The organism is Embleya sp. NBC_00896, from assembly GCF_045207785.1.
GTDB lineage: Bacteria > Actinomycetota > Actinomycetes > Streptomycetales > Streptomycetaceae > Embleya.
The window spans coordinates 1,671,642-1,692,939 of sequence record NZ_CP108776.1 but is presented as its reverse complement, the minus strand read 5'-3'; the positions used below and the strand labels follow the sequence as shown (position 1 = coordinate 1,692,939).

The 21,298-nt window shown below is 69.8% G+C and carries 22 protein-coding genes, 1 tRNA gene and 2 pseudogenes; 14 read left to right on the top strand and 11 right to left on the bottom strand.

Features of this window, described 5'->3' with window-relative positions; all coding sequences use genetic code 11:
- Nucleotides 1-38: 38 nt before the first annotated feature.
- From OG928_RS07620 to OG928_RS07610, 3 genes are all read right to left on the bottom strand, one after another.
- On the bottom strand, nucleotides 39-1,217 hold the full coding sequence (locus OG928_RS07620) for a terpene cyclase (protein ID WP_406280846.1): 1,179 nt from the start codon (nucleotides 1,215-1,217) through the stop codon (nucleotides 39-41).
- A 145-nt stretch (nucleotides 1,218-1,362) separates the two neighbouring features.
- Nucleotides 1,363-2,451 carry an FAD-dependent oxidoreductase gene (locus OG928_RS07615; RefSeq protein WP_406290840.1) on the bottom strand — a complete coding sequence of 363 codons (1,089 nt, stop codon included), beginning with the start codon at nucleotides 2,449-2,451 and terminating at the stop codon, nucleotides 1,363-1,365.
- A 38-nt stretch (nucleotides 2,452-2,489) separates the two neighbouring features.
- On the bottom strand, nucleotides 2,490-2,633 hold the full coding sequence (locus OG928_RS07610; RefSeq protein ID WP_406280844.1) for a hypothetical protein: 144 nt from the start codon (nucleotides 2,631-2,633) through the stop codon (nucleotides 2,490-2,492).
- Nucleotides 2,634-2,902: 269 nt separating this feature from the next.
- Here OG928_RS07610 and OG928_RS07605 point away from each other — a divergent pair.
- Nucleotides 2,903-2,986 (top strand) — tRNA-Leu (locus tag OG928_RS07605).
- 180 nt (nucleotides 2,987-3,166) lie between these two features.
- Here OG928_RS07605 and OG928_RS07600 read toward each other — a convergent pair.
- Both OG928_RS07600 and OG928_RS07595 read right to left on the bottom strand, forming a co-directional pair.
- Nucleotides 3,167-4,531 (bottom strand): recombinase family protein, encoded by a 1,365-nt coding sequence (locus OG928_RS07600; RefSeq protein WP_406280842.1) that lies wholly within the window; start codon nucleotides 4,529-4,531, stop codon nucleotides 3,167-3,169.
- 315 nt (nucleotides 4,532-4,846) lie between these two features.
- On the bottom strand, nucleotides 4,847-5,107 hold the full coding sequence (locus OG928_RS07595) for a calcium-binding protein (RefSeq protein ID WP_406290838.1): 261 nt from the start codon (nucleotides 5,105-5,107) through the stop codon (nucleotides 4,847-4,849).
- A gap of 98 nt (nucleotides 5,108-5,205) precedes the next feature.
- Between OG928_RS07595 and OG928_RS07590 the strand changes: the two genes are divergently transcribed.
- Nucleotides 5,206-5,598: a hypothetical protein gene (locus OG928_RS07590; RefSeq protein WP_406280840.1), complete on the top strand. Its 393-nt coding sequence runs from the start codon at nucleotides 5,206-5,208 to the stop codon at nucleotides 5,596-5,598.
- 103 nt (nucleotides 5,599-5,701) lie between these two features.
- Here the strand turns inward: OG928_RS07590 and OG928_RS07585 are convergent, their stop codons facing one another.
- Nucleotides 5,702-6,751, bottom strand: coding sequence for a hypothetical protein (locus OG928_RS07585; RefSeq protein ID WP_406280838.1), 1,050 nt, complete (start codon nucleotides 6,749-6,751; stop codon nucleotides 5,702-5,704).
- Nucleotides 6,752-6,945: 194 nt separating this feature from the next.
- Here OG928_RS07585 and OG928_RS07580 point away from each other — a divergent pair, with 194 nt between their 5' ends.
- The 4 genes from OG928_RS07580 (at nucleotide 6,946) to OG928_RS07565 (ending at nucleotide 10,468) form a co-directional block, all read left to right on the top strand.
- Nucleotides 6,946-8,286 carry a cation:proton antiporter gene (locus tag OG928_RS07580; RefSeq protein ID WP_406280836.1) on the top strand — a complete coding sequence of 447 codons (1,341 nt, stop codon included), beginning with the start codon at nucleotides 6,946-6,948 and terminating at the stop codon, nucleotides 8,284-8,286.
- Nucleotides 8,273-8,740: a CBS domain-containing protein gene (locus OG928_RS07575; RefSeq protein WP_406280834.1), complete on the top strand. Its 468-nt coding sequence runs from the start codon at nucleotides 8,273-8,275 to the stop codon at nucleotides 8,738-8,740. The genes OG928_RS07580 and OG928_RS07575 overlap by 14 nt, the downstream gene beginning before the upstream one ends.
- Nucleotides 8,741-8,857: 117 nt before the next feature.
- Nucleotides 8,858-10,156 (top strand): ArsB/NhaD family transporter, encoded by a 1,299-nt coding sequence (locus OG928_RS07570; protein ID WP_406280832.1) that lies wholly within the window; start codon nucleotides 8,858-8,860, stop codon nucleotides 10,154-10,156.
- Nucleotides 10,157-10,189: 33 nt separating this feature from the next.
- On the top strand, nucleotides 10,190-10,468 hold the full coding sequence (locus OG928_RS07565) for a hypothetical protein (protein WP_406280830.1): 279 nt from the start codon (nucleotides 10,190-10,192) through the stop codon (nucleotides 10,466-10,468).
- 406 nt (nucleotides 10,469-10,874) lie between these two features.
- Here OG928_RS07565 and OG928_RS07560 read toward each other — a convergent pair whose 3' ends face one another.
- Nucleotides 10,875-11,267 (bottom strand): recombinase family protein, encoded by a 393-nt coding sequence (locus OG928_RS07560; RefSeq protein WP_406280829.1) that lies wholly within the window; start codon nucleotides 11,265-11,267, stop codon nucleotides 10,875-10,877.
- A gap of 231 nt (nucleotides 11,268-11,498) precedes the next feature.
- On the opposite strand from OG928_RS07560, the gene OG928_RS07555 reads away from it, so the two are divergent.
- From OG928_RS07555 to OG928_RS07545, 3 genes are all read left to right on the top strand, one after another.
- Nucleotides 11,499-12,299, top strand: a complete 801-nt coding sequence (locus OG928_RS07555) for a sigma-70 family RNA polymerase sigma factor (RefSeq protein WP_406290836.1) — start codon at nucleotides 11,499-11,501, stop codon at nucleotides 12,297-12,299.
- 96 nt (nucleotides 12,300-12,395) lie between these two features.
- A complete protein-coding gene (locus OG928_RS07550; protein ID WP_406280827.1) occupies nucleotides 12,396-12,866 on the top strand; it encodes a carboxymuconolactone decarboxylase family protein in 471 nt (156 codons plus the stop codon).
- A 92-nt stretch (nucleotides 12,867-12,958) separates the two neighbouring features.
- Nucleotides 12,959-13,345 (top strand): DoxX family protein, encoded by a 387-nt coding sequence (locus OG928_RS07545; RefSeq protein WP_406280825.1) that lies wholly within the window; start codon nucleotides 12,959-12,961, stop codon nucleotides 13,343-13,345.
- A gap of 239 nt (nucleotides 13,346-13,584) precedes the next feature.
- On the opposite strand, the gene OG928_RS07540 is transcribed toward OG928_RS07545, so the two are convergent.
- The 3 genes from OG928_RS07540 to OG928_RS07530 form a co-directional block, all read right to left on the bottom strand.
- Nucleotides 13,585-14,547 carry a sigma-70 family RNA polymerase sigma factor gene (locus OG928_RS07540; protein WP_406280823.1) on the bottom strand — a complete coding sequence of 321 codons (963 nt, stop codon included), beginning with the start codon at nucleotides 14,545-14,547 and terminating at the stop codon, nucleotides 13,585-13,587.
- 10 nt (nucleotides 14,548-14,557) lie between these two features.
- Nucleotides 14,558-15,805: an NAD(P)/FAD-dependent oxidoreductase gene (locus OG928_RS07535; protein WP_406280821.1), complete on the bottom strand. Its 1,248-nt coding sequence runs from the start codon at nucleotides 15,803-15,805 to the stop codon at nucleotides 14,558-14,560.
- A gap of 236 nt (nucleotides 15,806-16,041) precedes the next feature.
- Nucleotides 16,042-16,374: a type II toxin-antitoxin system PemK/MazF family toxin gene (locus tag OG928_RS07530; protein WP_406280819.1), complete on the bottom strand. Its 333-nt coding sequence runs from the start codon at nucleotides 16,372-16,374 to the stop codon at nucleotides 16,042-16,044.
- A gap of 165 nt (nucleotides 16,375-16,539) precedes the next feature.
- On the opposite strand from OG928_RS07530, the pseudogene OG928_RS07525 reads away from it, so the two are divergent.
- The 5 genes and pseudogenes from OG928_RS07525 to OG928_RS07505 all read left to right on the top strand — a co-directional run bounded on the left by OG928_RS07525 (nucleotide 16,540) and on the right by OG928_RS07505 (nucleotide 20,208).
- Nucleotides 16,540-17,400, top strand: a pseudogene (locus OG928_RS07525) (transposase).
- A gap of 135 nt (nucleotides 17,401-17,535) precedes the next feature.
- Nucleotides 17,536-17,994: pseudogene (locus tag OG928_RS07520) on the top strand (pyridoxamine 5'-phosphate oxidase family protein); the annotation flags it as partial.
- A gap of 235 nt (nucleotides 17,995-18,229) precedes the next feature.
- Nucleotides 18,230-18,814 (top strand): carboxymuconolactone decarboxylase family protein, encoded by a 585-nt coding sequence (locus OG928_RS07515; RefSeq protein WP_406280817.1) that lies wholly within the window; start codon nucleotides 18,230-18,232, stop codon nucleotides 18,812-18,814.
- Nucleotides 18,811-19,677, top strand: a complete 867-nt coding sequence (gene sigJ, locus OG928_RS07510; RefSeq protein WP_406280815.1) for an RNA polymerase sigma factor SigJ — start codon at nucleotides 18,811-18,813, stop codon at nucleotides 19,675-19,677. The genes OG928_RS07515 and sigJ overlap by 4 nt, the downstream gene beginning before the upstream one ends.
- Nucleotides 19,678-19,968: 291 nt before the next feature.
- Nucleotides 19,969-20,208 carry a hypothetical protein gene (locus OG928_RS07505; RefSeq protein WP_406280813.1) on the top strand — a complete coding sequence of 80 codons (240 nt, stop codon included), beginning with the start codon at nucleotides 19,969-19,971 and terminating at the stop codon, nucleotides 20,206-20,208.
- A gap of 146 nt (nucleotides 20,209-20,354) precedes the next feature.
- Here OG928_RS07505 and OG928_RS07500 read toward each other — a convergent pair whose 3' ends face one another.
- Nucleotides 20,355-20,777 carry a hypothetical protein gene (locus OG928_RS07500; protein ID WP_406280811.1) on the bottom strand — a complete coding sequence of 141 codons (423 nt, stop codon included), beginning with the start codon at nucleotides 20,775-20,777 and terminating at the stop codon, nucleotides 20,355-20,357.
- Nucleotides 20,778-21,298: the final 521 nt, after the last annotated feature.

Below are 21,298 nucleotides of genomic sequence, written 5' to 3'. Positions count from 1 at the left end.
TGCGCCGGGTCGGCCGGTCGGGCTCCGGTGACGCTGAGTCAGGCCGACCGGCTTCGGATGTGCGCGGAGGGTGTACCGCGCGGGTCCTCGGCGTAGCCGTGTACGCCATGCTCGGGTCCGGTGTCCGGCCCTGCTTCCGACGTGGTCTCGGGCGGCGTGTACGGCGCGGTGTACGGGCCGGAGTGCAGGCCCCAGTCGTAGTAGCCGCGGATCCAGTTGCGCATGCCCTCGACGCTCATCTCGACGGCGGTGCGCTCGGCCGCGCCCAGGCCGAGTTCGCCGCAGATCTGCGGCATGTAGGCCTGGAGCGTCATGAACGTGTCGAGTTGCTCGTACGTCATCCGGGTCGCCTCGCGCAGTGCGACGTCGGGTGTGCAGTCCAGCCGGTCGCGCAACACCACGACGAGGTTGTGCGGGGCCACCCGGCGGCCGACGCGCCCCGGCGACTGGATGTCGTTGATGTACGCGATCGTGTCGGTGGCGGCCTCGCGCAGCCGGCGCATCAGCGGGTGCGCCTGGATCTGGGCGGGTACCTCGAAGCGCCGGCTGCGCTCGATCGCGTCGAGCGAGTGTGGGATGCCGGCGGTGTTGCGGCGCATGACGCGGTAGGACTCGAGGTCGGGGACCGGGACGGACCGGCTCATCCGCAGCTCCGACGCGTGCGCGGCCAGGAATCGGGCCCAGTTGGCGGCGAAGCGGTTCTGCCAGGTCACGGACGTGCCGTCGGACATCGCGGCCCACACCTCGCTCCACGCGAGGGTGATCGGGCAGACGAGGTCGGGCGCGGTGCCCGGTTCGCGGAACGGGATCGTGATCAGTTCGCGGGCGATCTCGGCCACCCGGTCCGGGCGTTGGGGGGCTTCGGAGTCGAAGTCGCGGCGCTCGTGGCGGTCGTGTCCCGCGTGACCGCGCTCGCCGTCGTCGCCCTCGCCGCTCTCGCGGTCTTCGTTCCGGGAGGCGTCGCGGCTGCAGTCGTCGTCGAAGAGGAAGGCCAGTGCGAACCAGTTCATCAGCATGAACTGGTCGTCGGCGGACGCGTGCGGATAGGTGCGGCCCACGGCCTCCGGCAGGTCCCAGGAGATGTACTCGCGCAGGCCCGCCTCGGTGCGGATCAGGTCGCGTTCGCGGACCCAGTCGAGATGGCGTATTCGGGCCTGGTCCAGGTGCGGACTGACCGGGGCCTCGAACGGAATCGCGAACAGAACATCCTGCGGCACCTGGTCTCCCACCCGTTGCTTGATCATTGTTATGCCGCATCGACGGTCCTCGCGCAAGATCCGTTGCGTGCGCGGAGAGTGACGACGCAGGCCGCGGCCACAGGGGTGTGCGGGCGGGCGCGAAGGGCCGGGAGTCGCGGGCCCGTCAGGCCGCGACGCGAGCGGAACTCTCCGTGGAGAGCAGTGTTTTCAGGTCGTTGACAGCGGCGCGGCCGGCTCGATTGGCACCGATCGTGCTTGCCGAAGGACCGTACCCCACGAGGTGGATTCGCGGATCGATCGCGACGTGGGTGCCGTCCATCCGGATGCCGCCGCCGGGCTCGCGCAGGTCCAGCGGCGCCAAGTGCCGCAGGGCGGCCCGGAATCCGGTCGCCCACAGGATCGCGTCGGCCCGCACCGACGAGCCGTCCGCCCACGCGACACCGTGCGGGGTGATCCGGTCGAAGATCGGCAGCCGGGTCAGCACCCCGTGTTCGCGCGCGGCCCGCACCGCCGCGGTCGGCGGCAATCCGGTCACGCCCACGACGCTTTCCGGCGGCAGCCCCATGCGGACCCGCGCCTCGACCCGTGCGACCGCGGCCCGGCCGGCCTCGGCGTCGAACCCGTCCTCGCGGAACACCGGCGTCCGGCGGGTCACCCACGTCGTGGTGCCCACCTCGGCGATCTCCGCGAGCAGGTGGACGGCGGAGGTACCGCCACCGACCACGACCACGTGCTGCCCGGCGAACTCGGCCGGCCCGCGGTACTCGACGGTATGCAGCTGCCGGCCGCCGAAGTCGGCGGCGCCCGGGTAGTACGGGATGAACGGGTGGCGCCACGTGCCGGTCGCGTTGATCAGCGCCCGCGCGGTCCAGGTGCCGCGGTCGGTCTCGAGGGTGAGCAGCTCCCGGCCGGTGTCGGACCCGGGTGCGGCCGGCGTCGAGCGGACCGCGGTCACCGCGACCGGCCGCACCACGGCCAGGTCGAAGGCGCGCTCGTAGGCCGCGAAGTATTCGGGCAGCGCTTCGACGGCCGGCCGCGCGGGGTCGATCTCCGGCACCGGCATCCCCGGCAGCTCGTGGATCCCGTGCACGGCCGCCATCAACAGCGTGGGCCACCGGTGCTGCCAGGCTCCGCCCGGCCCGGCGTCGGCGTCGAGCACGACGAAGGACAACCCGGACCGGCGCAGGTGGTAGGCCGCGGACAGGCCGGCTTGGCCGGCTCCGACGACCACGACGTCGAATACGCCGTCGATCGCGGGGGACTTCCCGTATTCACCCACACGAGATTCGCTCACACGGGCGAGAACAGGCGAGCCCGGGAGATCCTTCCCGGTCGGGGTGTGGACTCGGCCACCACCGCGATGCCGATCGGCCGGCCCGCGACCGCGCTCGGCGCGAGCCGGCCACGGACGGGCTCGCGCCCGGCGGTGCTCACGGGTCGGATCCGGTGAGCCGGTCCCGGAGCAGGACGGGCCGCCCTCGGAGACGACCCACGGCACACCCCGGATGCCCCTCCCGGATCACGTTTCCTAGAGACGCTCGCCGATACCACCGGTCCCACCAGCCACCCGCACCCACGACCCCGCCCCCCCCGGAACACCCGCGAGAACCGGCCAAACCAACCACCGGGTAACCATGTCGCAAAGCCCTCTCGAACCTTGCTATCCTTGCACTGCACGCGGGGCCTGGTTCCCGCGTCCACTCGTCCGGGTGGCGGAATTGGCAGACGCGCTAGCTTGAGGTGCTAGTGCCCGAAAGGGCTTGGGGGTTCAAGTCCCCCCTCGGACACATAATTGCCCCACGAACCTCGGTTCCAGGGCAGCATCGATCGGCACCCGTGCTCGGCCTCGGCCGAGGCGGGTGTTCGTCGTTTCCGGGGTCTGTATCTGCCGGATCGCCTCCTCATGTTTGTGCTGGTCGTCGGTCGCGCTGTGACCGGGTGTCCGGTGCCGGTCCGCGCTGGCTGGTTCATCGTCCGATAGCGACCCTCTCCTTCTTCTCGGTGTCGGCGGTCACGGTGCGACCTGCCTGGTCGTAGATGAGTCCGATGCCGTCGGCGCGGAGCCGGGCGACTGCGTCTACCGGGTCCGGTGCCGTGTCCTCGTCGGTGCGCATCAGATGGAGCGCTGGCAGGTGGGCGAGGACCTGGTCCTCGCGGACGTACGCGTTGGGCGTCCGGTTCGGGTCGCGGGGTGTCGCGCTGGAGTGTCCGTGGCGGCAGCGGTAGGCGGCGCGGCTGTTGGACCAGGACGACTCCATGACTCGGCTGCAGTGCCCGCAGCGCAGCATTCCGGCGAGCTGGTACGTCCGCCCTGGAGTGTTCTTCGCTGTTCGGACGGCTTGCGCGGCGACGAAGTCGGTCTCGCTGACCAGCGCAGGGTGCGCTTGCTTCTCCGAGATCACCCGCGCGTCCGGGGTGTTGCGGCGCATGACGTCGCGGTGGCCGAGGGTGGTGTTGTCCGGGTCAAAGAGGTCGTGGTCGGTGCGTTGCCGGTTCCACACCTGGCGGCCGCTGTAGCGGGGGTTGCTCAGCACGGAGTGCACGGACGTGAGAGTCCACGCTTCGGCGGTCCGGTGCGGGTTGCGTGCGCGGTCGGCGGCGGCCGGGCACGGGATCTTCATGTCATTCAGCGCGCGGGTGATGCGGGCCATGCTGTGCCCGGCGAGGCGCTGCTGGAACATCCAGGTGACGACTGGCCCGTTCGTCGGGTGGATGTCCAGGCGCTGGAGGCGGACGCCGCGGCGCGCGAGCGCACGGTTCGGATGCGGTCCGGCGTCCACGAGCTGGTAGCCGTACGGTGGTCGGCCGCCGAGGTAGCGGCCTTGGTCGCGGGCTTGGACGGTCATCGAGGTCCGCGCTCGCATCCGTGCGCGGACGACTTCGCGTTTGGCGATGATGCCGAGCAGGACCATCAGTTCGTCGTGCGCGCCGATCTCCGGGTCGACTTCGCCGCCGAGTTCGGGCAGCCACACGGGGACGCCGTAGTGCGCGAACAGCGGTGCCATTGTCGCGAACTGCTGCCCGTAGAAGGCCCGTTCGCTGGAGCAGATAACGATCGCGTCGAACCCGCGGTCGGGATCGGCGAGCGCTGAGACCAGTGCCGCAGCGTCTGGTCGTCGTGCCCACGGCAGCACTCGGGTGTGCCCGACGTCGAAGTACTCCGTGACGATCCGGCCGTGCCCTGACGTCAGTGCTTGGGCGTTGAGGAGCTGCCAGCCTTTCGACGTCGCCGGGTCCTGGTGGTCTTCGGTGGAAACGCGTCCGTAGAAGGCGAACCGCAAGCCGGTGGGGGTCGCGGTGGCTGCCGAATCGCGTCGGCATTGAACAGCCACGCGGCCAGAACAGTCCCAGATGCGGGTGCTTCTCCCGTCATGGCCATGGCAGTTCGGATCCCCTGGAGTCATTCGATCGTGATTCCGCTGCGTCCGATCGTGTCGCAGGCGCCACGTGGCTGCCATGGCGCAAGGGGGCAACTGTCTCGGGTGGCCGCCGCCCTTTGCGCCGCCGGCCGCCGCTGTACGCCGTCCTCAAGCCGGAAGCTCCACGTCTGGGGCCCACCAATCCCGGAACGGTTGAGTGTGCTGACCGCGTGGGCATGGTTGGGGCCGCCCGCACGGGGGCGGCCCCGGTCGGGTCGGGTGCGCCGGTCAGCAGTTGGTGGTGGCGTCTCCGGCGTCCGCCGTGCAGGTGTCGGCGCGGCGTCCGCCGTTGGCGGTGTCGCCGCCTGTGACGTCTTGGACGTTGATGATGTCGTTGCCGAGGTTGCCGCCCATGATGTCGTCGCCGTCACCGCCGTAGAGGGTGTCGTCGGCGTTGCCGCCGTTGATGCTGTCGTTGCCGCCCAGGCCGCACATGACGTCGTTGCCGTTACCGCCGTCGAGCGTGTCATTGCCCGCGGTGCCGGTGATCCCGTTGTTGACAGTGGTGTTTTCGGGGTCGGAGTTGTTGCCCGGGGTGCTGTCGCCGACCGCCGAGGTGGTGGTTCCGGAGGCTGTGATCGGCGAACGTGGCCCTGCTCGGACGCAAGCTGTTCGACCTGGCCGCCGAACACCGCTACACCCTGGCCGTCAGCCGCCACGGCACAGCCTTCGTCATCGGCAGCGAACGCACCGTGTTCGACGCGTACGTGCGCGACCTGGACAGCCGCAACTACGGCTACGCCAATCAGAACCTGCGGCCGCCGGCATGGTTGGACGTGCATGAAGACCACGCGACCAGCAGTGTCGGGTACGCGGGCAGCAGCGCGATCCCGCACGGGTTGAACGCCGCGACCAGGCCCGCCGCGAGCGCCAGCGCGTACGGGACGTCGCCCGTCGCGGCGAGTTCGGCGACCTTGCGCTGCAACTCGCCCCTGCCCAGCGGCCCGGACGCCTTCGTGGCCGACCCGTCCGGGCCATGAACACGGATGTCGACTGGTGGGTGATGCCGAGGTTGCGCCAGGGCTCACCCTGCTCATCCGACAGGTGCGGAATGCCGCCGGTCTTGGTGTCAGCGACGAACTTCTACATTGCGGACTCCTGGGCCAGGCCGGCCACCCCGTCCGAGGCGTCGGCCCGCGTTTTGGCCTGAACGGCCAGCGTGTGATTGGCACCTGTATGGACGCGGATGGTCAGCCTGACGGGTGGGTCCACTCGCTCCTCCGCGATCGGTGCCACCGTGGGGACCGCCGACCGCGGCAGGCCGAACTCGATCTCGTGGTCGCCGACTTCCAGGGGGTACCACCAGGTCGACCACGAGGCGACGTGCGGAACACCGTCGATCACCAAGCGGGGCGCGCCGATCCATGCGTACGGATGGCGAACGTCGCGGTGTCCGTGCAGCCACAGATCGTGGATGAGAGCCGCGGTGAGCACCAGACCGCCCTGCCCGCTTCCCGGTTGCGGCACCGGTCCGGGTCCCGGGCCGAGGAAGTAGCCGCCGGACTCCGTCGGCGCGCCGTCGACGAAGTGTGCAACGTCGGCAACATCGCGTCTGTATCGCGCGTCGCGTCGCCGGCCACGAACCAAGGTGAGCAGCAGACCCGCGGTGGACAACGCCAGGGACGTCGCCGGCCACGCCCATCGGGGCGGCCCCTGGTACGAACGCGCGAGCAAGGGAACCACCGTGACGGCCAGGACGGCGAACGCGGCGCAGGACACCACCAACGGCCGCGCGGTCGATCCGACGTCGCGCACCGGCGCCTCCCCGAGGACACCGGTCGCGGCCCAGCCGCGCGGCGCCGCGTACTCCAAGGAGGCCAGTTCGCCCGCGCGGACCGTCACCACCCGCGCTGCCTCGGCACGGTCCGAGCGCACCTCGACCAGGTGTGGACCGGGCGGCACGACGGCGATCATCCGCCCCCAGCCATGCCACAGCGGATGACCGTCGACGCCGACGTTGCGCACCGGTGTACCGGCGGCGGCGACCCAGCGGCTGCCGCTGCGCGACCGCACCGAGACCCCGCCGCACCCGGCAGGCAGAGGCGGAGCAGCCGACAGACCGTCCGGCCAAGCCAGGACCGGGAACGCGGCGGCCGGGTACGCCTGAGCCGGATCGGCGGTGGTGACCTTCATGCGTGTGCCTCCCTCTCCGGCGGTCCGTCGAGTCTCGACGGTCGGGGGACCTGCGTCACTCACACAGCGTCATGTCGATGAGACGGTAAAGATCTGTCAGAAGCGCATAAGGAACGTGTAAAGTTCCGGGCGGAGTGCCGGGAAGCCTGGTCGGCGAACAAGGGATCAATCTCTTCGCTGATCGGGGAAACGCCATGGTGTTGGTCGCCGTGTTCGGTGTCGCACTCCTCATCGCGGTACTGGTCTCGGGCCTCGCGGCCCGGTCCGTGCTGTCCACCTCGCTGCTGTTCCTGGTCGCCGGCGCGGTCGTCAGCGACGGGTTCCTCGGGCTGATCCACATCACCCCCGACAGCGAACTCGTCGTCGTCACCGCGGACCTGGCGCTGTTCGCGGTGCTGTTCACCGACGGGATGCACGTCTCGTTCCCCGCCCTGCGCCGTGCCTGGAAGAACCCCGCCCGTGCGCTCGGCCTGGGCATGCCGCTGGCGTTCGTCGGCATGGCGCTGATCACGCACTACCTGGTCGGGCTGGACTGGACGACGTCGTTCCTGGTCGGGGCGATCCTCGCGCCGACCGACCCGGTGTTCGCCTCCGCGATCGTCGGGCGCAAGGAAGTCCCGGCCCGGCTCCGGCAGTTGCTGAACGTCGAGAGCGGCATCAACGACGGCCTCGCGCTGCCGGTGGTGCTGGTCTTCATCGCCATGGCCGGCCCGACCTCCGGACACGCCGAGGCATCGGTCGGGAAGATCGTGATCGAGCTGGTCGCCGGCCTCGCGCTGGGCATCGTTCTGCCGCTGCTGGTCGAGGGCCTGGTGCGGCTGCGCCTGCTGGGCGCCGAGCCCAAGCTGCAGCCGCTGCTGCCGCTCGCGGTCGGGGTGATCCTGTACGCGACCTGCCACCTGACCCACGCCAACCCCTACCTGGCGGCGTTCTCCGCGGGCGCGGTGCTGACCTCGGCGTCGCCGGACGGCAAGCACGCGTTCGAACCGCTCGGCGAGTCGCTGGCGGAACTGGCGAAGTTCGCCGCGCTGCTGGTGTTCGGCGCGCTGCTTACCCCGGAGCTGTTCGGCGACCTGTCGCTCGGCGGGTACGTCGCCGTGGTGCTGGGCATCGTACTCATCCGCCCCGCGTCGCTGCTGCTCTCCCTGTTGGGGACGCGGTTCACCCGCCAGGAGAAGCTGGCGGCGGCGTGGTTCGGACCGAAGGGCTTCGCCTCGGTGGTCTACGGGCTGCTGATGCTCCAGTCCGGGATCCCGCACGGCGAGGAGGCGTTCACCCTCATCGCGGTCAGCATCGCCTTCTCCATCGCCGCGCACAGCAGCTCCGACGTGCCGATCGCCCGCATGTTCGACGTGGACGACCTCGTGGGCATCCCCGACGGCGGTGACGTCGCGTGCCCGGATACGGGTAGCAGCCGTGCCACACTCCCGGCGCAGAACACGGCCGGCGACGAGGAAGCCACTCCGCCATCGGCTGCCACCAGGACCGCCGGGTCACCAACCCCGACCAAGGAGAACACCGATGCGGGCACGTGATCTCGCCGAGCAGTACGAGTCCGTCACCTTGCGCACCGAGGCGCTCACCGCCGCCCGGCTGCTGGCCGAGCACCGCCTCCCCGGCCTGCTCGTACTCGGCGGCACCGGACGCCCGGTGGCCATCCTCCCCGCGTCGCAGGTGGTCAGGACGCTGGTCCCGACGTACGTACAGGACGACCCGGCGCTGGCCCGGGTCATCGACGAGCGGCACGCCGACCGGTTGTGCCAGGCGCTGGCCGGACGCACCGTCGCCGACATCCTTCCGGACCCGGCCGCGAAACCGCCTCTGGTGGATCCGGACGACACCGCTTTGGAGGTCGCGGCCGTGATGGCCGCCGAACGCAGCCCGCTCGTCGCGGTCGTGGACCCGTACACCCACGACCGCGACGGACGGCTGCTCGGTGTGATCACCGCCTCGCGTCTGCTCGAGCAACTGCTGGCCGCGCAACCGTGACACCGACGACGGCCGGCCCATAGCCCCCGGCCTCCCCTGAGGACTGCGGGCCGGCGCACAACGGCCGCCCCCCTGGACTCGGCACCGCACACGAAACCTGGAACCGACGGAGACTTTGTGGACGACTGGCACAGCGGGGCGGCACTGGCCGTCTTCGTCGGCGCGTACGCACTGATCATCAGCGAGAAGATCCACCGCGTCGCCGCCGCCCTGGGCGGCGCCGCACTCATGCTCGCGATCCAGGCCACCGACGACGAATCCGCGTTCTACTCCACGCACTCCGGCATCGACTGGAACGTCATCTTCCTGCTGCTCGGCATGATGATGATCGTCGGAGTCCTGCGCCGCACCGGCCTGTTCGAGTACCTGGCCATCTGGTCCGTCAAACGCGCCCGCGCCAAACCCTTCCGCGTGATGGCCATGCTCATCGTCATCACTGCCGTCGCCTCCGCACTGCTGGACAACGTCACCACGGTCCTGCTCGTCGCCCCCGTGACCTTTCTGGTCTGCGACCGGCTCGCCCTGCCGGTCGCGCCGTACCTCATCGCGGAGGTCTTCGCGTCCAACATCGGCGGCACAGCCACCCTGGTCGGCGACCCGCCGAACATCATCATCGCCAGCCGCGCGGGCCTGTCCTTCAACGACTTCCTCGTCCACCTCGCCCCGCTGTGCGCGGTCCTGGTCGTCGTGCTGATCGGGCTGTGCCGGGTCATGTTCCGCAAGGTCTTCGTCTATGACCCCACCCGCGCCGCCGAAGTCATGGAGTTGGAGGAGCGCGAGGCCATCCGCGATCCCAAGCTCCTCGCACAAGGGCTGGCCGTGCTCGCGCTGGTGGTCGTCGGGTTCGTCCTCAAGCCGGTGCTGCACTACGAGCCCAGCGTTGTCGCGCTGTTGGGCGCGGGCATGCTGGTGGCCGTGTCCAAGGTCGAGACCGGCGACGTGCTCGGCGACGTCGAATGGCCCACCCTCGCCTTCTTCGCCGGCCTGTTCGTCATGGTCGGCGGCCTCATCGAGACCGGCGTCATCGGGGAGGTCTCCGACGCCCTCGCCGACGCCATCGGCGACAACGAACTCGGCGGCTCCATGCTCATGCTCGGCGCCTCCGCCGTGCTGTCCGGCATCGTGGACAACATCCCGTACGTCGCCACCATGGCCCCCATCACCAGCGACCTGGTGGAGAACATGGGCGGCGGCGACACCCACGTGATGTGGTGGGCCCTCGCGCTGGGCGCCGACCTCGGTGGCAACGCCACCGCCATCGGCGCCTCCGCCAACGTCGTCGTCCTCGGCATGGCCGAACGCAACAAGACCCCCATCACCTTCTGGCAGTTCACCCGCTACGGCCTGATCGTCACCGCCGTCACCGTCGCCATCTCGGCGCTTTATCTGTGGCTGCGCTACTTCGCCCTGGCCTGACCGCCACCGACGACCACACCAACCGGGGACACCATGCGCTTCGACAACGACGAGCCGATATTCAAGCGGCGGCGGTGGGGCAACCCCCGCTACACCTACAACCCGAACAACCCCATCGGCCTCGCACTGATCATCGGCTCGCTCACCGTCGGCGCCGTCGTCATGATCCTCATGCACACCCGCTCCGGCCCGTTCGCGCCGCCCGACGACACCTCGTACAGCCCACGGCCGGCAGCCACGTGGAACGTCCTTCCCACCTACCCGACCTTCTCCCGCGCCCCGACGCCGACGCCGACCAAGCTGACACCGTGACGGCCGCAGCCGCGACCCAAGGGCCCGCACCGGCAAGCGGCCACGCGAAGTCACCTACAGGGCCGCCCGGCGGAATGGTGACCGACCGCGAACACCCCCCCACCGTCGCCAGCTAGGACACGGCCGCAGCCGACGACGTGCAGACACTCGGTGCCCAGGTCGGCGAACTGCAGGCCGCGCGGGGCGCGTTGGAGAGCACGATCGCGAACACGGACCTGCGTGCTCACGGAGATAGCGGTACACGGTCTCGCGGCTGACACCGAACTCCTTGCCAGCTCCGATTTGCGCACCGCTGGCGCTCCGCCCGTGCAGCTATCGGGCCTGCTCCGTGGTCAGGGCCGACTTGCGCCGGTATAGACGCCGCGCTGTCTGGCTACGGCGATGGCCTTTTGGTGGCGTTCGCCGATCAGGGCGGCTCGAACTCGGCGAACGCGCCCATCACCGCCAGCAGCAAGGTGGCCATCGGGGAGTCCTCGCCGGTGAACGTGAGGCCCTCTTTGACGCATTCCACCCGCACACCCTTGCCGGTCAGGGTCCGCACGAGGCCGCGCAGGTCGTCGAGGTTGCGGATGCGGCGGTCCATCGAGCGCACGACGACCGTGTCACCGGCGCGGACGAGCGCCACAAGCTCGTCAAGCTTCGGCAGCCGACTCGTGTCCTTGCCCGAGGTCTGGTCGGTGAAGTCCGCTCCACCTCGACGCCGTCGAGTTGCCGCACGTGTTCTGATCAACGCTGCTGACCCGTCCGTAGCCAACGCGCACGATGCTGCCCTGCCGGTGGCCGTGCTGACGCGTGTCACGGGCTCCCCGGACGTGGTTGGGGCAGCGGTGACACCTGTTGATCACCGGTCGCCGCCGCTGTGCTTCCATCGGGATGCACGCCGCACGGTTACCTCGGCACGTTCGGGTCCGTCATGAGCATGACGGGGTTCGCGCAGGGAAGGTAACGACATGACCGGATCGGGTCCGCAGGAAGCACTGGCGGAGCCTTCGAGCAGCAGCGCGAGCGTCTGGTGGCGGTCGCCTACCGGATGCTCGGGTCGCGGGGGGACGCCGAGGACGCGGTGCAGGAGGCGTGGATCCGGCTGGCGCGACAGGACGCGGCAGCGATCGACAACCTGGCCGGCTGGCTGACCACCGTGGTCGGCCGGGTCTGCCTCGACGCGCTGCGCTCGCGCAAGACCCGGGCCGAGCTGTCGTACGAGGACCGGCTGCCCGAGCTGGTGGTGACCGTGGGCGGCGGGGCGGCACCCGAGGACGACGCGGTGCTCGCCGAATCGGTCGGGCTGGCCCTGCTGGTGGTGCTCGACTCCCTCGCGCCCGCCGAGCGGCTGGCGTTCGTACTGCATGACATGTTCGCGGTGCCCTTCGCCGAGATCGGCGAGATCATCGGCCGGTCCACGGATGCGACGAAGATGCTCGCCAGCCGGGCCCGCCGGAAGGTGCAGGGCACATCGCCGCCGGAGGAGGAGCCGCGGCGGCAGCGCGCAGTGGTCGACGCGTTTCTTGCCGCGGCGCGGAACGGGGACTTCGAAGGGCTCGTACGGCTGCTCGATCCGAAGGTGACCTGGCGCACGTACCACCCGCAGGGCGTGATGACCACGGTCGGTGCGGCCGAGGTGGCCGGTCCGGTCCTGCGCGGCGCCCGGTCGATGACCTCGGTGCTCCCGGTCCTGGTCAACGGCGAGCCCGGGTTCGTGGCCTGGGGCGCGAACGGCAAGGTGCTCGGCGTGGTGATGTGCACCGTGTCCGACGGCCGGATCGTCGAACTCCTGACCGTGAGCGACCGCAAGCGCCTCGACACCATGGGCCTGCCCGCGCGACCCGAGTAGCGCACCTCGAACGCACGGGGAGCGCGTGCGGTTGTTACGTCTTCGCGGGGTCCTCCGTCGTAGGGGTGCAGGCATCCGAAGACGAAGGAGACCGCGATGGAAACCCGGATCAACCCCATGCTCAACGAGGTCGGGTCGAAGTGGGCCAGGCACATCATCGCGTCGAACAAGGCCATCACCGACTCGGCGCTGCCGAAGGCGGTGCAGGAGCTGGTGAAGATCCGCGCCAGCCAGATCAACGGCTGCGGCGGCTGCCTCGACATGCACACCAAAGACGCCGCGGCAGCCGGCGAGAGCGCGGTGCGGATCAACCTGGTCGGGGCATGGCGGGAGACAACCGTCTACACCGAGGCGGAGCGGGCGGCGCTGGAACTCACCGAGCAGGGCACCCGCCTCGCCGACTCCAGCGGCGTCACCGACGAGACGTGGGCGAACGCGGCGAAGCACTTCGACGAGGACCAGCTGATGGCCCTGGTGGCGCTGATCTGCGTGATCAACGCCTTCAACCGGCTGAACGTGATCACCCGGACGCCCGGCGGCGCGTACCAGCCCGGTCAGCTCGGCTGACGCGAACACGCCCTCCAGGCTTGCGGGCGGACCCGGGACGACCCCGGGCCCGCCCGCCGCCACCCCCAGACAACGTGCCGAGGACAGGACTCATGAACATCGCACTGTGGATCGTCACCGGCCTGCTGACCGCCGTCTTCCTGGTCGCCGGCTTCGGGAAGCTGTTCGTCCCCCGGGAGAAGATGGCCGCGATGGCCGACGCCGCGCGCTGGGTCCTCGACTTCAAGCCCGGCACCCTCAAGGCCATCGGAGCACTCGAGATCCTCGGTGCCGTGGGCCTGATCCTGCCCGCCCTGCTCGACATCGCGCCGATACTGGTCCCGCTGGCGGCCGGCGGCCTGGCACTGATCATGACCGGCGCCGTGATCATGCGAATCCGCCGCGACGAGACCAAAGCCGCACTCGGGGACGCGGCCTACCTTACCCTGACCGCCTTCGTGGCGATCGGCCGCTTCGCACTGGAACCCTTCACCGGCTGACCCGCCCGTCAGCCGGGCGGGCCGCGGGCCGCGATCCGCTCCTGCACTTGGGCGCACTTGCCGATGGGCAGCGACAGGACAGGGCGTGCTCTATAAGCCCATCTCATTCCGCGCGTGCCGATCGGGCGGGCGCCCGGAGGGACCCGGGAAGTCGCTGCGCGGTCCGCGTGCGACTGGTGACGTCCGGAGCCCGGGAGCGGTTCATCGCGCCGTGGGTACCAGGCCAGGTCGCTGTCGGGTCACCACTGGGCGACGAGCGGCACGTCCGGTTCGTGCCGGCGCCAGGCGTCGTTGAGGCGGGCGAGACGGGTGGGGGCGGCGATACCGCGTACGGTGGCGATCTTGCCGTCGGTGATGTCGAACGTGACGGCGCCGACGACCTGGTCGGCGAGGACGAAGACGATGGCGGGGGCGCCGTTGACAAGCGCGTAGTGGACGGCGGGCGTGCCGCCGGCGAGTCGGCGTTTCGCGGGTGTGGGTTTGAAGCCGGCCCGGGCGATGGCGGCGATCCGCTGCGGAGTGTCGTACCGCAGCAGTTTCTCGGCCAGGCCTGCGGCGTTGGAGTCGGCGATCGCGGTCGCATCGTCGGTGAGCAGTGCCACCAGCCGTTCGGTGCGGCCCGAGGACGCCGCAGCCAGGAATTCCTCGACGATCCGGCGGGCGGACGCCGCGTCAACTTCGCCACCGGCGCGACGGCGCTCGGCGGTGATGCGGCTGCGGGCCCGGTGGAGGTGCTGCTGGCTTGCGGCCGCGGTGATGTCGAGGATGTCGGCGATCTCGGTGTGGTGGTAGGAGAACGCTTCGCGCAGGAGGTAGACGGCCCGCTCCAGCGGTGTCAGCCGTTCCATGAGCGTGAGTACGGCCAGCGAGACCGATTCGCGCTGCTCGAACGTGTCGGCCGGGCCGAGCATCGGGTCGCCGTCGAGGAGCGGTTCGGGCAGCCAGGCGCCGGCGGTGCGTTCGCGGCGGGCTTGTGCCGAGCGGAGCCGGTCGAGGCACAGGTTGGTGACGACCTTGGTCAGCCATGCTTCCGGCACCAGGATCCGTTGCCGGTCGGCGGCCTGCCAGTGCAGGAACGCGTCCTGCACGGTGTCTTCGGCGTCCGTGGCGGAGCCGAGCAGACGGTAGGCCAGCGAGGCCAGCCGGTTCCGGCTGGCCTCGAACCGGCTGGTGTCGAAGCGATCTGTCGCGGTGCTGTCCACGGGGACGACCCTAGGCGGCTACGCGACCGGCCTTCCCGGCGGCCACCTGGTCGGCGGACGCGTCGGCGGACGCATCGGCGGACGCATCGGGGGCCGCCCCCAGGCGGCGCTTGCGCGTGGGCAGGCAGAAGGTCGGGTGCGAGGTGGTCCACAACGACATCTTGAGGATGGCTGACTTGATCCGCGCGGCTTTGCGGCCGCTCATGTACTTGGGCTTCGGCTGGGCTTCGTCGTCGACCGTCTGCCAGAGCCCGTCGCGCCGTCCGAGGCTGATGTGGTTGAACGCGTAGTCCAGTTTGACGTTCGCGATCTTGCGGCCGGTCAGGCCTCCCACGATCGCCTTCATGGCCTGCATACCGGTGTAGCCGGCCGACGCGCAGGACATCGGCATCGGCCGGCCGTTGTCGCCGATGGCGTAGGCGCTGTCGCCGACGGCGTAGACGTTCGGGTGCGAGACCGACCGCATGGTGCGATCGACGACGATCCGGCCCTGGTCGGTGACCTCCAGCCCGCCGGCGGCGGCAATGGGGTCGACTGCGAACCCGGCCGTCCACACGGTCGCATCCGATGCCAGGACACTCCCGTCGGCGCACAGCACCCGCGTCGCTTCGACGGCTTCGACGACCGTGTGCTCCAGAACTGTGACACCCAGCCGGTCGCAGACCTGGCGCAGGTGGCCGCGGGCTCCGGCGGACAGCCGGGCGCCCAACTCGCCACGGGCGACCAGCGCCACCGACAGGCCGGGCCGTGACTCGGCGAGCTCGGTGGCGGTCTCGATGCCGGTCAACCCATCGCCAACCACCACCACGCTCCCGCCCTCACCCCGCTTGCCCAGGCTGTCCAGGCGCTGGCGCAGGCGCAGCGCCGAGGGCCGGGCCGCGACATCGAAGGCGTGCTCGGCCGCGCCGGGGACGCCGCGGTCGTCGCCGTGACTGCCGAGCGCGTACAGGAGCGTGTCGTAGCCGAGTTCGCCGCCGCCGTCGGCGTCGGCCACGGCGACGACCTGGCGCTCGGGGTCGACGGCGGTGACCCGGGCCAGACGCAGTTGGATCCCGGTGCCCGCGAAGACGTCGGCGAGCTTGGGGGCGTCGATCTCCTGGCCGGCGGCGAGCTGGTGCAGCCGCAGCCGCTGGACGAAGTCCGGCACGGCGTTGACCACGGTGACCTCGACCTCAGCCTGGGACAGCCGGCGGGCCAGGTTGCCTGCCACGTAGGCCCCGGCGTAGCCGGCGCCGAGGACGACGATGCGGTGCTTCATGGGTCGCTCCTGTCGGTTCGCTTGCTCTCGGGGAGTTGAGCGGGACAGCGCCCCGATTCCTGACAGGAACGGCATGTGGCATGGGTCACAGAACGGCGGGACCGCCCGATGATCCCGCGATGCCGAGATGGCGCAGATGCAGGCCGAGCCGAACGAGGTGATCGGATGCCGGTGCCACGTCGGCAAGGCGTGGACGAGACCGACCACGCCATCGGGGGCGTGTGTTCCTTCTCCGCCTACCCGAGTCCACCGAGACGGAGGGCATCCTCGATCTCGCTGAGCTTTACGGAGGACAGGGCGCCCGCCCGCTCGATCAGGTCGTCCCGGGACACGGTGGTCAGCCATGTGCAAGGGGTAAAGCCTGAGCGTGGCAACGCGAACCGAACCACGCCTTCAAAGGGCAGTCCATCCATGGCGCCTACTGCCACTTCGACGCCCAGACCGGTGATGTCGACGCCCGCCGGAGCGACGACCTGCACCACCTGAATCCCGGACGCGTCGTCTCCCGACAGCAGTACGACCAGCCGCCGCTCGTCGAACTCCACCCACCAGACTTCGCCGCGTTGCACATGTCCTCCTGACACAGGACGGCAGACGGATGCCTGAGCGACCCCGACACGCTGTGGAGACGGGTGCGACCACCGTTGATCATCGGCCTGTGAAGACAACCGATCATGCGGTGGCCGCAGGTCGCAGCGTAGACCCGGCCCGCCCGGCAGGAGGCGTTCGAGGGCCTGACGGGCCGGATAGCGGGACGGATCACGCGGGTCGAACCCTGGCTTCGGGTCCGGAAGTTGGCGCTCGGGCTGCTCTCGGAGACCCCCCGGACGGCGTGCAGCACCTGCTCGGCCGGGCCGGTACCGGGGGTAGGATCGAAAATGCCCAGGTCGCCGTCTACCTGGTCTACGTCGGCCAGCGCGGGCACACGGCGGTGGACCGGGAACTGTACGTCCCACGCTCATGGACGGCCGATCCCGACCGCTGTCAGGATGCCTGACTCGACCAGGACACCCGCCTTCGCGACCAAGCCGGAACCGGCCAGGGTGATGATCGAACGGTTCCCGGACGCCGGACACCGCGTCGGCTGGTTCACGGGTGACGAGGTCCACGGCGGCAACCCGAAACTGCGGACGGCGCTGGAGAACCGCGGCATCGGCTACGTCCTCGCGGTGGCCTGCTCGGCCGAAGTGCCCACCGGCGCGGGCACCTTCCGCGCTGATGCCCTCGTGAAGAAGGTGCCCAGGCGGGCCTGGCAGAAGCTCTCGGCCCGCCCCGGCGCGAAAGAGCAGCGGCGCTACGACTGGGCCGTCATCGACCTCACCGAAGCGGCACCGCGCCACCATCAGCTCCTGATCCGCCGTAACCGCACCAGCGATGAACTCGCCTACTACCGCTGCCACTCCACCACGCCGGCAACCCGGACCACCCTGGTCACCGGACGGCCTGACCCCGCTGACGTGCATCGAGATCCAGCGCCTGTTCATCACTGTCGCTGTCCCGCCCGATCACGACCCGGCCCACCGGCTCAGCCGTCCGCCTGGCGACGCCGCCACCAGGCACGATCCCGACCCGGCCATTGCCGGAGACAAGTGTGACTGAGCACTTCCGCCGACCACCCTGAGTACCGAAGTCGGTCGCCCCGAGCCATATGTCGAGGGGTTCATCGGTCGCCGGGAGCAGGTCCTGCGCTTCAGGCGCGCTTCGCGCCTGCTTGGCTAGGGTCGGTCCTCATGGAGACCACGGGAATCGTTCGTCGCCAGACGGCGGAGCGAATGCGCGACGCTCTGGAGCGGCTCGTTGCCGAGCGGGATGTATGGGTGTCGACGGCTCACCCTGATCACGGGCCGCACCAGGTGCCGGTGTGGTTCTTGTGGGACGGGCGAGCAGTGTGGATGTGCACCAGCGCCACTTCCGTGACTGCGCGGAACGTCCGCGCAGAGCCGCGCATGCGCCTGGCGCTACCGGACACCTTCGACGTGGTGCTCCTCCAGGGTGAGGCGGAGTGCTTCCCGGACCAGGAGGTGCCCGGAGACGCAGCGGAGGCGTTCGCCGACAAGTTCGGGTGGGATCCACGCGTGGACGAGGGTTCTTTTCTGTTTGTACGCGTGGCCCCGAGGACTGTGCGCGCTTGGCGCGGCGAGCCGGAACTACGCGGGAGAGTCATCATGCGCGATGGGATATGGCTGGACTGGCGGCCTTCCCTCGCCGACGCGCCTCTCTCGGACCACCATCTACTGCTGGAGTACTGGTACTCCAGCAGTAATTCGATGCTTTGCCTGGTCAGCCGGGGTGAGTGGAGTGAAGTTCGGCGACGACATCCTCCACGGTGCGTACCGCGGCCGGGGCATCCCCATCGCGCGGATGTCACATTTGCGGGCCCGGCGGTGTCTTCATGGCAAGGCAGACAAACGCAGGGAGGACACCGTGGTGCTACGCGTTGCGAAGACGGAGCTGATCGGTCTCGGCGAAGACATGACCGAGCGGTTCAAGATGCTCGGGGCGGTACCCGAACCCGTCGAGGTGATGTGGCACAGCCCCACGGTCGCCGCGACCGCATTGGCGGTCGGCGACAAGGTGGGTGCGTGGAACGCGGCCGACGACAGTCTCAAGTCATTTGCGCACATGGCCGTCGCGGCGCAGGTCGGCTGCGGCTGGTGCCTGGACGCCGGCTACTTCCAGGCACAGAACGAGAACCTGGACATGGCCAAGGCGAGCCAGGTCCCGCGCTGGCGGGAGTCGGACGTCTTCTCCCCGTTGGAGCGGGACGTCATGGAGTACGCCGAAGCCATGACCAACACCCCGCCGACCGTCACCGACGCGCTGTCCGGGCGCCTGCTGGAGCAGGTCGGCCCGGCGGCGATGGTCGAGCTCACCGCCTTCATCGCCTACGCCAACTTCGCCACCAGGAACAACACGGCACTGGGCATCGAATCGCAGGGCTTCTCCGCCGCGTGTGACATTCCGTTGGCCGCACGCCCCGGCAGTGTCGGAGCCGGGACGACCACGTGACCGAGGACCCGTTCCTCTCCCATCGCGGCCTGCTGTTCACGATCGCGTACGACATGCTCGGGTTGGCACACGACGCGGAGGACGTGCTGCAGGACGCCTGGCTGCGATGGGCCGACGTCGACCAGGCGGACGTGCGTGCCCCGAGGGCGTTCCTCGTCCGGACGGTCGCACGGCTGGCACTCAACCGCCTGCGGACGTTGTCGCGTAGCCGTGAGGACTACGTGGGCGACTGGCTGCCGGAGCCGTTGCTGACCAGCCCTGATGTCGCCGAGGACGTCGAACTCGCCGAAGGCGTGTCGATCGCCATGCTGACCGTTCTCGAGACGCTCCGGCCGACGGAGCGGGCCGTGTTCGTCCTCCGGGAGGTCTTCGAGATGCCGTACGGAGAGATCGCCGGGGTCGTCGGCAAGGCGGAGGCCGCGGTGCGCCAGATCGCACGGCGGGCACGCTCGCATGTGGCGGCTCGCCGACCACGGGTGCGGGTGAGCCGTTCGGAGCAGCAGGTGGTGGTGGAACGGTTCCTGGCCGCATTGAGTACCGGGAAGCTGCACGAACTGCTGGACGTCCTGGCGCCGGATGTGGTCATGATTGCCGACGGCGGTGGAGTGGTGCCTGCGTCCCGGGCACCGATCCACGGGGCCGAACGCGTGGCCCAACTGCTCGCACATGTGAACCGGGCGGCGGCCGAGGTCGCGACAACGGCCGTGTGGCTCAACGGCGCACCTGCGGGCCGCATCGAGGTCGGCGGCAGTTCGGCCGCGATCAGCCTCGTCGTCGACCAGGCCCGAATCACCTGGATCTACGTGATCGCAAACCCGCGGAAGTTGGCGCGGATGGAGGAGCCGGCCGAACTCGGCCGATGACCCCGCGCCGCTGCCCCACACACTCGACAGGCGCGACGAGCCGGGAGGAGCACGTGGTTGCGTGCGGGATGCGCTCCTGCCGCGGCCCACGCAGACGGCGCGTCAAGCTCCACACGAACGACGTGCTGCCGGACGCGAAGGCATGGGACGCGAGCTCGATTTCGCGGACCCCCGCCGGTCCGCCCATCGCGGCCAGCGCCTGGCCGATCAGCATGCGCGGTCTCAGTCCAAGGAGGGCAGCGCGGTGTCGAGTTCGCCGAGCGCGCTCCCATCTCGGTGCGCAGTTGGCCGATGAACGCCGCCGGGTCCAGCGGCTCGCGCAGCACCGCCGTAGTGCTCCACCCGGCGCGCCTCGAAGTCCTGCGGGAGGTTCTCGTCCGGGTTGCGACAGCGCCCGGCGCCGACCACCCACACCTCCTTGCGCCGCAGTTGCTCGCGCAGGGCTTGGCCGCCGCGCTGGCGTTCCCCGTGCTCATACTCCTGACAGTGATTCGCCGACGCGACACCGACGGCGGTGCTGGCCGGAGCTGAGCCTCCCCTCGATTTGTGGAGACTCCTGAGATGCGCATCCACGCCGCCCGCAGCCGTCGAATTCGCCGTAGTGCGCCACCCTTTCGAGGGATGGACCCGGGAGTCACGGCAGACTACCTTGTAATTGCGAGGTTTCGAACGGGACTTCAGGCCCGGCGGGCGAGCCGATGCAGAGTCGGTTTCCCCCGGCCAGACCGGAGATGATGGACAACTCGGGCCTCGGACACAGACCATAACCCCAACTTGTGCGGGTCGAAGCTTGCTTCGACCCGCACTTGTTGCGTTCCGGGGTCGTACGTGAGCTGCAGCTCAAGGGCGTCGTAGGTGCCTGCCTTGAGCTGTGGTTCCGCCTCGGCGAGTGCGGCCGGAATGTCCCCGATCTCACGCACGAGGGCTTCCACCTCCTCCCTCTCCATGCGTCGACCGCCCGTGAGGCTGTGGGTGCGAGCGAGGGCTTGGGTGCGGGTGGCTTGAACCTCTGCGGTCCAGGTGGCGATGAGCCGGGGGTCGGTGCCGGCTTCGAGGGCCGCGCGATAGTGGGTGAGCTTCCGGTCGCAGTCGGTGATCACCAGGGCTGCCTCCTTCGCTGCGAGACCAGCGCACCTTGCTCTTCCCTGTTCCATGGATGTTGTTCGACTTTGCCGTGCCGTAGGGGGCTGCCGTGACTCTGCTTGCCCCCAGCGACGACGACATCCTGTCGTCGATCCAGAGGACTACAACTCCATGGACCCGTATCCGCGTTCAGAGTTCTTCGACGCGATCGGGATGACGCGTGAGGGCTGAAGGTCGATGTTGCAGCTTGCGAACGGCGGCGGAGTGCTGCCCGTGGGCAGCGATAGTCGATCAATGCGTCGCAGGCGGAAGGAAGTTCGACGTCGGGGCACGACGGTATCGAGTCGCCCACGGGCGTAAGGCAGTTCGCGTTCGGGCGCTACGGATCCGCTCCTCCGTCGCGAGGGTTCGCCGCCACCGGTCCAGGACGACGCCGTTCCGACGACGGTCGTCGGCTTGGGTTATGGGGGCGTCCCGATACTCCCCTCGTTAGGATTGTCATCATGCCGTCCGAGAAGTAGGGCCGGCTCCGGCTGTT

Bases quoted from the DNA above. Each gene is read 5' to 3' on its own strand.
- OG928_RS07585 (WP_406280838.1), bottom strand. From the start codon at position 6,751: ATGAAGGTCACCACCGCCGATCCGGCTCAGGCGTACCCGGCCGCCGCG.
- OG928_RS07580 (WP_406280836.1), top strand. From the start codon at position 6,946: ATGGTGTTGGTCGCCGTGTTCGGTGTCGCACTCCTCATCGCGGTACTG.
- OG928_RS07575 (WP_406280834.1), top strand. From the start codon at position 8,273: ATGCGGGCACGTGATCTCGCCGAGCAGTACGAGTCCGTCACCTTGCGC.
- OG928_RS07565 (WP_406280830.1), top strand. From the start codon at position 10,190: ATGCGCTTCGACAACGACGAGCCGATATTCAAGCGGCGGCGGTGGGGC.
- OG928_RS07555 (WP_406290836.1), top strand. From the start codon at position 11,499: ATGCTCGGGTCGCGGGGGGACGCCGAGGACGCGGTGCAGGAGGCGTGG.
- OG928_RS07550 (WP_406280827.1), top strand. From the start codon at position 12,396: ATGGAAACCCGGATCAACCCCATGCTCAACGAGGTCGGGTCGAAGTGG.
- OG928_RS07545 (WP_406280825.1), top strand. From the start codon at position 12,959: ATGAACATCGCACTGTGGATCGTCACCGGCCTGCTGACCGCCGTCTTC.
- OG928_RS07535 (WP_406280821.1), bottom strand. From the start codon at position 15,805: ATGAAGCACCGCATCGTCGTCCTCGGCGCCGGCTACGCCGGGGCCTAC.
- OG928_RS07505 (WP_406280813.1), top strand. From the start codon at position 19,969: ATGAACGCCGCCGGGTCCAGCGGCTCGCGCAGCACCGCCGTAGTGCTC.